The following is an 11,261-nucleotide window of genomic DNA, read 5'->3' as shown; positions in this document are numbered from 1 at the left end:
CTCCCGTATATCGACACAAAGCCCTTGCCTGATCCCACACCAAAACCCGTTTCATGGGTCTCTGAATGGCTTTTATGGTGATCTGTCATGCCATCAATCGTCACATTTTCTGCTGTCACATTGATATCTTGACCGGAAAGCAGATGAGAAGCCGTGATTGTGGTCTCTTTATCTGATTGTGTGATAATGTTGCCCGTTGCCCCAAGGATAGAGGAGACCGTTGTGGTATGCGATTGAGATGTATCGGACGATTTCTCATGCAAAAAGCCACTTGATGACGATTGTGCTTGCTGATCCAAGTGTTCTTGGGCGCCTTTTATGACAATCTTTCCCCCAGAGTGAATGGTAATATCCGCTTGTTTCTGATCTCCTGGTGCTTTCTCTCCTGACGTTTCCTCTGCCTTACCGGCTATGAGCGTCGAGGCTACAACTTCCGTGTTGTTTCCGGAATCAATGGCAATGCCTTCACCCCCTGTTATGCTTGACCCCACAACTTGGCTCACATCCATCTTGTTATGCTCAGATTTGCTGCTACTAAACACCCCACCCTCTTTGTGATACGACATCTCATAATGTAAGCTATCCTCTGCATTATTGATCAGGACATCGTTGCTGGCTTTCAGCCCCACCTTGCCATCAGCCGCAATGGAACTGCCTGTGATGCTAAGATCATGCGGTTTGCCATCCTGCCCTGCAATGACAGTGGTGTCACCTCCCGATTTTATCGAAGAGCCAACGGCATGAGAGGCTTGCATATCCACTTTCGTGTTTTTGGTGCGAAGATGATACTCCATCTCATCGTTTCTTACCCCTATTGTTACCTCCCCTTGGGCGCCAAGAGCAACATTACCCTTGGCATCTATATCGGAAGCAGCAATATGGATATCTTTTCCAGAGAGAACAGTGGTCTCTTTTCCAGAACTTAAATGAGAGCCATTGTGTAAAGCAACATGAGATGTTTCACTCCCATTCTGATTGTCCATACTGTTGCGTGTGGCATCAATCGAAACATTCTTCTCAGCTTGCAAGAGCAAGTTTATCCGTTGTTTGAACATCAGAGCCTAAGATATTCAAATCTTTTCCAGATACATAAGTGGGATTGATATACTTTGAAAAATATTTCTTTAAAACAAATGTGTGAATACACAACAACAAATGTATTCCGTTGGGGCGTTCTGTTTTGCATGAGGAGTATAATCCCATAAAAAGAATGCAATAAACAAAAACGTAAGATAATGCGTCATCTTCATTTTCATTATTTAAAAGACATTACTCTAAATGCTTTTGAAAATCGTAAAGCTAAATTAAAAGAAGATGATAAAGTTGGAAACTAGTTTTTCTCTTTGTAACTTTATATTCTTCCCCAATGAGGCTGTATTCCCGTTTCAGAACTTACTCCAACAGATGTAGTACGCTCGTTCTAATCTGGTATATAAAAGTAGACTAAAGTTCGTCACTGGTTATGATCTTTTCCTATTTCTGAGATTAATTAAATACTTTCCACTTAGGCGTAAAATGATAGCCGTGATATAAAATTTTATGTAATCAGTAGCTATAAAATCCATATATACCACCAATTCGCCCTCTATAATATAAAACTTTCTTCTTTACAGTCTTATAGCACAAAATGATACAAATAAAAAATAGAAGATTAAGAGAGATTAAAATAGAGGGCTAATAAAATAAAGGCCCCGTTAAACGAGGCCTTCGTATTTTTTTGTGCTTATAATTTTATTTTTAGGAAATTAGAATTTGTAAGCGACGCCTACACGGAAATCATTGGTTTTGTAATTGAATTCACGTGTATCGTTGGCGAATTTCTTTTTACCAAAATCGGAGTAACGGTATTCTGCACGTAAAAGAACGTTGTCTGTCATTGCAAAATCAACTCCACCACCAATAGTAAAACCAACCATTGTCTTCGTTTCATCAGCCCAAGCACCACCCGTCAAATCTACGCTTTGCTTATTCTCTGCATTAACATTTTTATCCCCGCCAGCATTCTGCTCAACTTTAGCTCTCTCTCCTTTTCCTGCAACTGACTGAATGCCCTGTACCTGCGCATAGGCAATACCACCAGCAACATAAGGCATAATACGGTCAACAGCAGCAAAACCGATACGAACGCGTGTAGCACCAGACCATTTTTCTTTATAACTGTGCTTTTCCGTTACCTTGTCACCTATTTCAAACCGTTGCTGATCTTTTAATTCAACCTTAGCTTTTTCAAGGGCATTATTAAAAAATGCCACATCTTCTTTAGTAAGAGTCAATTCACGGGCTGTTTTTGATTCTTCACGGTCTGCCCAAACTGCATCGGTTTCAACACCGAGAATGAGACCATTTCCAAGATCTACGTTAGATCCGGCATAAATCCCACCCATGAAACCTGAAGGACTAGGTGTGTTATCTTTTTTGACAAGTTCTTTATCTTCTCCTGGAATAGTTACTTTAGTTTTACTCGAAAAGTTACCAACTTGACCACCAAGATAAAAGCCTGTCCAAGAAAACGAAGGGGCTGCTGCGATAACTGCTGGGGTTGTTTCACGAGGGATGATAACATCAGCAGCTTGTGCTGCAGAAGCTGAAATTAAAGCAGCAATAGAAGTTGCTATTAAAGATTTTGTATTCATAATTTTGCTCCTAAATTAACTATAAAACGACCTTACAAGATTATAAATAGAAAAGCTGTAGTAAAAATGTCACAATTGTACAAATAAAAATTCGAGAAAACAGCGCTTTTGTAAAAGTCAAGATCTTTTGGAAATTTAATTTTTTATTAATACTTTGTATTCATAATTGCACTTTTGACAAAATTAGAACTTGTAAGCAATACTTAGACGAAAGTCATTGGTTGTATAGCCTAGTTTATCCTTATCCTTTGCAAATTGCTTCTTACGAAAGTCTGAGTAATGGTGCTCTGCACGCAACAGAACATTGTCTGTCATTGCAAAGTCAATACCTAGGGTAGAAACTAACCAGCGTCTTTGTCTTCATCATGCAAATTATCAGAAGCGATCACTTGACCAGTATTATCAGCCAGCCTCTTTTTTCACTTCAATTGCGGAAATGCCCTACATTTGCGTATAAGCAATACCATCTGCAAAATAAGGTATTATACGATTAGCAACGGCAAAACTAATACGGGCCCATGTTAAACTAGAACATTTTTCTTCTTCATTAAAAATTATAAACTATTGTATCATCATCGTGAAGCTTTTCTGCATCAGCCAAAGTAACGCCAGCATTTATAAGATTTTGGCTAAATTTTTATATCTCATACGCCTCAAGATCTTCTAAGTGCGTTTTTGTGTTTCCACGGTCGTGCCCAAACTGCATCTGTTGCAACACCTAAGATGAGGACAATTCCAAGATCAAAGTTAGATCCTGTATAAAAACCGCCAATCAAACCTGAAAGTTTAGGCAATCCATATTTGTATGGAGTTTTCTCTTTTATCTCTAAATAAAATAGAACAACTTGGCTTGAAAAGTTGCCAACTTGACCACCGATATAAAACCCTGTTCAAAAAAAGTAGGAGCAGCAATACCTGTTGGAGCTACTTCACCAAGAATAATAGCATTAGCAGCTTGTGTCGCAAAGCTGTAGTTATAATGATAACAGAAATTATGATTAAAGATTTTATATTCGTAAACTTTGCTCCTAATTTATTTAGGAAAAAGGTATTATACAACTACAGAAAAACGCTGTAGTCAACATGATACAATCATAGGAAATGAAAGACGAACCCAAGATAAAATCATTTCATAACTTCACTTCGTACAAGAAATTGTAAGTTATAAATATGCATAAGATATCGATTTTACATCGTAGTTATTTCTCTCGTTTATGAAAATCTTTTTAAGAAAATCCGAATAATATCTTTTACACCTCCAACAAATATAGGGTATGCAATAATATAACAACAGAAAATAATAGAGGCTCTGTCTTTGACAAAGCCTCTTGGAAGTTTATTTCGTTGTTTACGAAATTAGAATTTGTAAGCAACACCTACACGGAAATCATTGGTTTTGTATTGAAGTTCAGCTGTGTCTTTAAAGTATTTCTTTTTACCGTAGTCTGAATAACGGTATTCTGCACGCAACAAAACGTTGTCTGTCATTGCGAAGTCAACACCAGCACCAAGGGTGAAACCAACGAGGGTCTTTTTTTCATCATATACGTTACCAGAAGCAATAACCTTATTAGCATCATCACCAGCATCACTAGCTTTTTTCACTTCAATTGCTGAAATGCCCTGAATCTGCGTATAAGCAACACCACCAGCGATATAAGGCATGATACGATCAGTAGCAAAACCAATGCGAACGCGTGTAGCACCAGACCACTTTTCTTTCATAGTAACACTTTCGGTGTATTTATCGAATTTTTTAACTTGTAAACCATCTTTCAGTGGGATCTTAGCTTCTGTAAGGATGTTATTAATACCTTCAACAGTTTTAGTAACTGCTGTTCCAACATCCCATGTACCGTAATCAACTGTGTCTTTTTTACCAATAAAAGAGACATCTGTATCCAAGCCGAAGATCACACCATTGCCGAGATCAACATTGTAACCTGTGTATAGGCCACCGAGCATACCGGAAAGCTTAAGATCGTGCCAACCTAAAGTGCTAGAACTTTTGTCAGATTTCATTGAACGACCACCAATCTGAGCACCAAGATAAAAACCTGTCCAAGAATAGGCAGGGGCTGCTGCGATGACTGCTGGGGCTGTTTCACGAGGGATAACAACATCAGCAGCTTGTGCTGCAGAAGCTGCTGCTATAGCGATAACAGAAGTTGTTACTAAAGATTTTATATTCATAAACTTTGCTCCTAATTTATTTATGAGCACAGTGCTACAAGATTACAGAAAGAAAAGCTGTAGTAAAAATGATACAGTTACAGAAAATGGAGGGCATATCCCAGAAAAAAATGCTTCATAGCTTGATTTTGTACGAGAAACCGTAAGCTGTATAATGTAATAACTTATTGATTTTAAATATAATTATTGTTTATTGCTTATGAATAATATTTTTTTAAAAAACCTGAAGAATATCTTTTCATATCCACAATAAATTATGTGTTGTGTGATAATATAGCAACAGAAAATAACAGAGGCTCTGTCAAAGACGGAGCCTCTTCGTTATTTAACTTACCATCTGTTAAAATTTGTAAGCAACACCTACACGGAAATCATTGGTTTTGTAAGAAGTCTCATATTTATCATTTGAGAATTTCTTTTTACCAAAATCTGAGTAACGATATTCCGCACGTACAATAATATTATTGGTCATTGCTAAATCAACACCAGCACCAAGGGTGTAACCAACAAGGGTCTTTGTTTCATCAGACAGAGTACCAGAAGCGATTACTTTGTCTGAATCTTTATCTGTTATTGAAATCAACGCACTATCTTGAAGCTGTGTATAAGCGATACCACCAGCAACATAAGGCATAATGCGTTCAGCTGCAAAACCAATACGCACGCGCGTTGCACCAGCCCACTTTTCTTTAAAAGTGAAACTGTGGGTTCGTTTAGCGCCAGGTTTAAGCGCATCTTTACCAATATTAATTGCAGCGTCTTTTAATACCTTGTTAATATAATTGATGTGTTCTGGGGCAATGACATATGTTTTTCCTGTCTTCGTGTCATCTTTATTAGACCACATGATATCTGTATCAACACCTAGAATAAGGCCATTACCAAGATCAACGTTGGAACCTGCGTAAAGACCACCCATGAAACCAGAGAGTTTAGGCAAAAGGTCATCAGGCACTGGAATCTTTTTTCCGTTACTGAGAATATCCATTTTCGTTTTACCCGAAAAACCACCAATCTGGCCCCCAACATAAAAACCTGTCCAAGAAAAAGTTGGAGCAACAATAACGGGAGCAACAGGTGTTGGACTTGGGGGAACAATAACATCTGCTGCTTGTGATGCTGAAGCTGAAACAAAAGCGAAAGCAGAAGCTGTTATTAACCATTTCATATTCATATTTTCTCTCCATAGCTGAATATTTATTTGAACACACCATTTCATATAGAGCCCCATCTTCAGATATCTGTAGCAAAAATGATACACTTATAAAAAAAACAAAAAGCCAATCAAAGCACCCTTAATTGCTTGATCTGTAATAAATAAGAATTAAACTATGCCACTGCACAAATGATTTTCTCTTGTCACATTTACTCTCTTTTATAAATTTTGCAAAAAACTGCGTCACAGAACCCTCCGTGTAAAGCATGTACTATGGCTATGAAAGATTGTCTTTTATAGCTCACCTGCACTATTGAAGATGCTCTCATTTATATTAAAATAACGAAAACCATTCCCCTGCACATCACAAAAGAGCAAATGTGTGTGGATAAATAAAACTATTAAAGGCTAAAATGCCACCTATGAATACTCTCAATATCAAAAATAGCGAGAACTGTTAAAATATTGAGAACAGCCAAATGCAACCGTTCTATTTAAATTCATACAAACAACGTTTTTAGCTTCATCGTTCGCATAACAAAATGTGAATAGCTCTTTGATTGTTTTTTCATCATTGTAAAGAATGCTTGTATCGCACAAAACAAGATCTCCACTACCCTATGGACTGCAACAAAATTACATGCAATTTCATCACACATGCTCTTTGTTTTAATTAGGCATTTATTATTTTTTGAAATACTTACGCTTCTGCTTAACTTTCTAGAAAATCTTTTCCAGAACTTCAGCATTATTTGTAGGCTATCATTTCATACTTCTTTACAAGACTAAATTGAAAAAAATGCCTAAAGACAGACAACCGGTATGATAAACATTAAAACTTATATAGAAATATCCTTAGAGCTGAAAAAATGAAAAATCTTTCTTAAAGTTTTCAAACCACACCTTGCTTTAAAAATCATGAATTTGGCAGAAAAAATATCTGATATTTTGAATCATAGACAAATGAATATTTTATATCTGTAGTCGAAGCATACCATAAAAGATCAAAAGTTTAACATTTTTGTTTTTTCACTTGATTTTGATGAAGTATCCTCTCAAATCCTCTCTGCAAACAGCTTAGTTTCTTGTCGAAAGAATTTTTCTTAGCTCCTTCCCCATGTGATTCACTTAACTAAATGCTCCCTCTGAACAAGCCCTATTCTAAAAACACTCTTATCAAGGAGTTTGATATGCACTGTATAGTCACGCTTAAAATGACAGTATTTACAGCATAATAGCGCAACCCAAAATCCGGAGGCTATATTTATCCAAATCCATGAATTTTGTAACGAGCGATTGCCATTATATAGAGTATTCTTGCACCGAAATCCACTTCCCCATATCTTTTCAAAATAGTACTCTTCACCACCTCCGTAGACAGTTATAATAACCTTTGCGAACAACTGCTCCTCCACTTTTCAAATGATAAAAAATATCTCCTCTCTTCAATTCCCGATCATACGTTAGACCTCTTGATGTTGTTTTTTACTTTTTAATAACTCATTGGACCTCGTGCAAATAGGTTTGGTCGTCCTCTTTTCCCTGATCTTTTTTTAGGATAATGACCTCTTTCTTTACCAGAATGTAACACAAGTACTAACTGAGCTGCTGTTATGCATTCGCTGTTATTTCTGCAAGAAGGTTTTCTTTGAAAAACTTCTGATAAGATCTTTCTAGACCGTTCACTAGAAAAAAGATCTCTAGGAGGAACAATCGCAGATATGTCCTGTATTAACTTTTGAGAAGACAAGAAAGAAGCACCCTGAGCTACAGAGATTGAAGCAAACGTAGCAAAAGTTGTCATAAAATATTTTATGTTCATAAATTTAACCTCGTAGAAATATCCATAATGGATTTTACCTAGTGTCTTCATTGCAAATTTCCAGAAAAAATAGCATGTTTATAGATAAAAAGTGAGAATCCTCAAAAAACAAAGCTTTGAAACATTTTAATTTTAAAATAAATGCAAATTGCCCCACTTTACAAACATAGAAATCACTTGTTTGGCAATGCATAAAAGCACAAAATATCGTCTAGGGAGAATAAAATACACAAATGTCATATCAACATATTGATTTATAATTTCCCCCTATCGAATGAGTGCTCTCAGTATCATAAGATTATCTTATTTTAAATTCGCTCATGATACATTAAGCAAAATTATTCGCTTACATGTCATAAATGAGGTTGATATATGGATAAGACTCTTGAAAAAAGAAGTTTTATCTTATGAGGCCATTTAAACGCAAAAGTTATTATAACATTTTAATTTGGTAAAAGCATATTCCTTGCTAATTTGTTTCTAGGTGTCGTTCTTTGCATTGTTCAGTATAATCATGGTTGTCTTTATATATTAATCATATAACATATTTATTTATAATGATAATATATCGTTATCCAGATTAAATTAGAACTCCGAATACCATAAAAACCCTTTCATTCCAAATCTTCCTCATGTTGAATCAACCAAAACCATTTGTTTGTACATTACAAGTGGGGAAGCCTATGTGGAGTGAAACTGTACAATAAAGGACTAAAAATGCCTTTTATGAATCGTCTCTAGTGCCAAGGGTTATCGCAAAATTGGGTGTTGGCAAAATGTGTGATAGTAGCAGCTTGTTAACTCTATAAGCGTAAGATGGTAGTGTTCAATAGATTTTATATTGGTATTGGAGGCTTTATCGTTATACCATTCATAAGCGCCCCTGTAAAATGGACTTTGGTGCCGGTTTCTTTAAAAAAGCACATGAATTAGCAACACAAACATATTCCGTTTAGGGCGTTCTGTTTTACACGAAAAACGTAAATCCATTAAAAACATGAGAAACAAAAGCATGAGGCAATGCGTAATCTCTATTATTTAACAGACATTGCTTTAAATACTTTTGAAAGTCGTAAAGCAGAATTAAAAATGATGGTAAAGATGAGATTTGGTTTTTACATTTACACATTCATATTCTCCCCCAATTAGGCTGTATACCGGTTGCAGAGATTTAAGTCTTCCAACCTACCGTATATTTCCAGCCTCTCCTCAAAATTGCTTTGTTTCAAATAAAAGCTGTTACAAAAATAAAAAATATGAATGCAAAAGTACTTTTATTGCCTAAATTTCAAATGAAATAGCACTTAAGAATTTATTATAATTCTTATCAGAAAAGATGAGAGGATAAAATGCCCATAATGTACAAGCATTTTGCCCTCTCACATCAATAATTAACTCCATTTAAAAGCCAATTTTAAAGTTAGCTATGCGCAAAAATATCAACTTCCGCCCATCCTAAAAGATCAAGCCTAGCTCTCATAGGCAAAAATTGAAAGCATGCCTTGGCAACATTTTCTCGCTCTTCACGTCTTAAACGTTCTTCAAATATAACCTTTAAACGATGCAAATATAACACATCCGACGCAGCATATTCAATTTGTGCCTGTGATAACGTTTCTGCTGCCCAATCGGAAGATTGTTGCTGTTTAGAAATATTCACATTCAGCAATTCATTACAAACTTCTTTTAAGCCATGACGATCCGTATAAGTACGCGTGAGTCTAGAAGCAATTTTTGTACAAAAAACAGCTTCTGGCATAACACCAAATGTATGCGCTAAAATAGCAAGATCAAAACGCCCAAAATGAAATATTTTGGTAACCGCGTTATCTTCAAGAAGCTTGACCAAATTAGGTGCACTCTTTTGTCCTTTAGCAATTTGTATAATATCAGCAGTACCATCTCCGGAAGAAAGCTGCACAACACATAAACGATCACGATGCGGTTGTAAGCCTAAAGTTTCGGTATCAATCGCAATAGCATCAGTTTTATAATTGTCTAAGTTTGGTAAATCACCTTGATGAACACGAATCTCAGCCATTTACCCTCCTATTTGCTAAAGCTGCAAGAATACGCGCCCAAGACCGCTGCCCCTTATGAAACGATTTTAAATTATACTTTTCATTGGGAGAATGAATACGATCATTATATAATGCAAATCCAACCAGAACAGATTCCATATCAAGAATTGACTGAAAATCTCCCACAACCGGAATTGATCCCCCCATAGCATCGAGTATAGCAGGATTGCTCCATTCTTGCGACAAAGCTTCTTTTGCGGCCTTGATAAAAGGTGAATCATAAGGAATTTGAATTGCAGAAGAACCACCATGCACCTTAAATTCAACAGTACAATCAGCAGGAATAAGACCGCACACATAATGACGGAAAGCTTGGCGTATCTTCTCTGGATCTTGCTTATGCACTAAACGAAAAGATACTTTCGCATTCGCTTGAGAAGCAATAACTGTTTTTATTCCTTCTCCTTCATAACCACCACTAATCCCGTTAACTTCTGCTGTAGGACGCGCCCATACAAGTTCTAAAATGCTCCGTCCTTTTTCACCAGCAGGAATGGAAAGTCCTATAGGACCAAGAAAATTTTCAGCAGTACAATTCAGGGCATTCCATGATTGCAAAATCTGTGAAGGTGTTTCTTCAACTCCATCATAAAAACCTGGAAGCGTTACACGACCATTGTCATCATGAAGTCCTGCTAAGATTTTTGTTAAAATATGAATAGGGTTAGCAGCTACCCCTCCATAAGCACCAGAGTGCAAGTCACGATCGGCTGCTGTAATCGTAACCTCTTCTCCTAAAATACCCCGAAGAGCAATACAAACAGATGGTGTATCGGCATCCCACATTGCTGTATCACAAACCAATGCACAATCAGCCTTAAGTTCATCCCTATTTTCTTTTAAAAAAGGAACAAGAGAAGGAGAACCACTTTCTTCTTCTCCCTCAAATAAAACAGTAACCTTAATGGGAAGTTGCCCCGTTTCTTTCTTAAATGCACGACATGCCTCAACAAAGGTCATGAGCTGACCTTTGTCATCTGAAGCGCCACGAGCACAAATAACTTTTTCTCCATCTTTTTCCTTTAATGAAGGATTAAATGGATCATCTTCCCATAAATTTAATGGATCAACAGGTTGAACATCATAATGTCCATAAAATAACACATGCAGACAATCATCTGAAGGCCCTGGATGATGTCCAACAACCATTGGATGACCTGGTGTATCACGCCGTGAAGCCTCAAAACCTATTGTTTTTAAATCTTCTACCAACCAATCAGCTGCTTTACGACATTCATCCTTATAAGCCAAGTCTGTAGAAATCGATTGGAAACGTAAAAGAGAAAAAAGGCGTTCAAGGCTCTTTCCTATATTCTCATCAAGATGTGTTAATACTTTATTCAACATAAAAAAACCTCTCAAGCCTCGTATATTCG

At 36.6% G+C, this 11,261-nt stretch carries 8 protein-coding genes and 1 pseudogene; all 9 read right to left on the bottom strand.

The features are described 5' to 3' along the window. Positions 1-1,095 (bottom strand): annotated as a pseudogene (locus tag ACFILZ_RS06465) (hemagglutinin repeat-containing protein); the annotation flags it as partial. Between the two features lie 650 nt (positions 1,096-1,745). Beyond that, positions 1,746-2,633, bottom strand: coding sequence for an outer membrane protein (locus ACFILZ_RS06460; RefSeq protein WP_375610524.1), 888 nt, complete (start codon positions 2,631-2,633; stop codon positions 1,746-1,748). Between the two features lie 183 nt (positions 2,634-2,816). After that, positions 2,817-2,948, bottom strand: coding sequence for a hypothetical protein (locus ACFILZ_RS06455; protein ID WP_375610525.1), 132 nt, complete (start codon positions 2,946-2,948; stop codon positions 2,817-2,819). Between the two features lie 338 nt (positions 2,949-3,286). Then, positions 3,287-3,427: a hypothetical protein gene (locus ACFILZ_RS06450; RefSeq protein ID WP_375606816.1), complete on the bottom strand. Its 141-nt coding sequence runs from the start codon at positions 3,425-3,427 to the stop codon at positions 3,287-3,289. Between the two features lie 562 nt (positions 3,428-3,989). Beyond that, positions 3,990-4,826, bottom strand: coding sequence for an outer membrane protein (locus ACFILZ_RS06445; protein WP_375610526.1), 837 nt, complete (start codon positions 4,824-4,826; stop codon positions 3,990-3,992). A gap of 340 nt (positions 4,827-5,166) precedes the next feature. Next, on the bottom strand, positions 5,167-6,000 hold the full coding sequence (locus ACFILZ_RS06440; protein ID WP_375610575.1) for an outer membrane protein: 834 nt from the start codon (positions 5,998-6,000) through the stop codon (positions 5,167-5,169). Between the two features lie 1,474 nt (positions 6,001-7,474). Beyond that, positions 7,475-7,855, bottom strand: coding sequence for a hypothetical protein (locus ACFILZ_RS06435; RefSeq protein WP_375610527.1), 381 nt, complete (start codon positions 7,853-7,855; stop codon positions 7,475-7,477). Positions 7,856-9,224: 1,369 nt separating this feature from the next. Beyond that, a complete protein-coding gene (locus ACFILZ_RS06430; protein ID WP_375606813.1) occupies positions 9,225-9,845 on the bottom strand; it encodes a ribonuclease D in 621 nt (206 codons plus the stop codon). Continuing rightward, entirely contained in the window at positions 9,838-11,232 is a 1,395-nt protein-coding gene (locus ACFILZ_RS06425) for a M20/M25/M40 family metallo-hydrolase (protein ID WP_375610528.1), read from the bottom strand. Before ACFILZ_RS06425 ends, ACFILZ_RS06430 begins: the two co-directional genes overlap by 8 nt. Between the last annotated feature and the right edge of the window lie 29 nt (positions 11,233-11,261).

It is taken from the genome of Bartonella sp. AP40SXNS, assembly GCF_042195825.1.
Lineage (GTDB): Bacteria > Pseudomonadota > Alphaproteobacteria > Rhizobiales > Rhizobiaceae > Bartonella.
Note: the sequence above shows the minus strand (reverse complement) of the source record. Positions and strands in the feature narration are given on the sequence as shown.

Excerpts from the sequence above, each read along its gene's own strand:
- ACFILZ_RS06460 (WP_375610524.1), bottom strand. The coding sequence starts at position 2,633 with ATGAATACAAAATCTTTAATAGCAACTTCTATTGCTGCTTTAATTTCA.
- ACFILZ_RS06455 (WP_375610525.1), bottom strand. The coding sequence starts at position 2,948 with ATGACAGACAATGTTCTGTTGCGTGCAGAGCACCATTACTCAGACTTT.
- ACFILZ_RS06445 (WP_375610526.1), bottom strand. The coding sequence starts at position 4,826 with ATGAATATAAAATCTTTAGTAACAACTTCTGTTATCGCTATAGCAGCA.
- ACFILZ_RS06440 (WP_375610575.1), bottom strand. The coding sequence starts at position 6,000 with ATGAATATGAAATGGTTAATAACAGCTTCTGCTTTCGCTTTTGTTTCA.
- ACFILZ_RS06435 (WP_375610527.1), bottom strand. The coding sequence starts at position 7,855 with ATGAAGACACTAGGTAAAATCCATTATGGATATTTCTACGAGGTTAAA.
- ACFILZ_RS06430 (WP_375606813.1), bottom strand. The coding sequence starts at position 9,845 with ATGGCTGAGATTCGTGTTCATCAAGGTGATTTACCAAACTTAGACAAT.
- ACFILZ_RS06425 (WP_375610528.1), bottom strand. The coding sequence starts at position 11,232 with ATGTTGAATAAAGTATTAACACATCTTGATGAGAATATAGGAAAGAGC.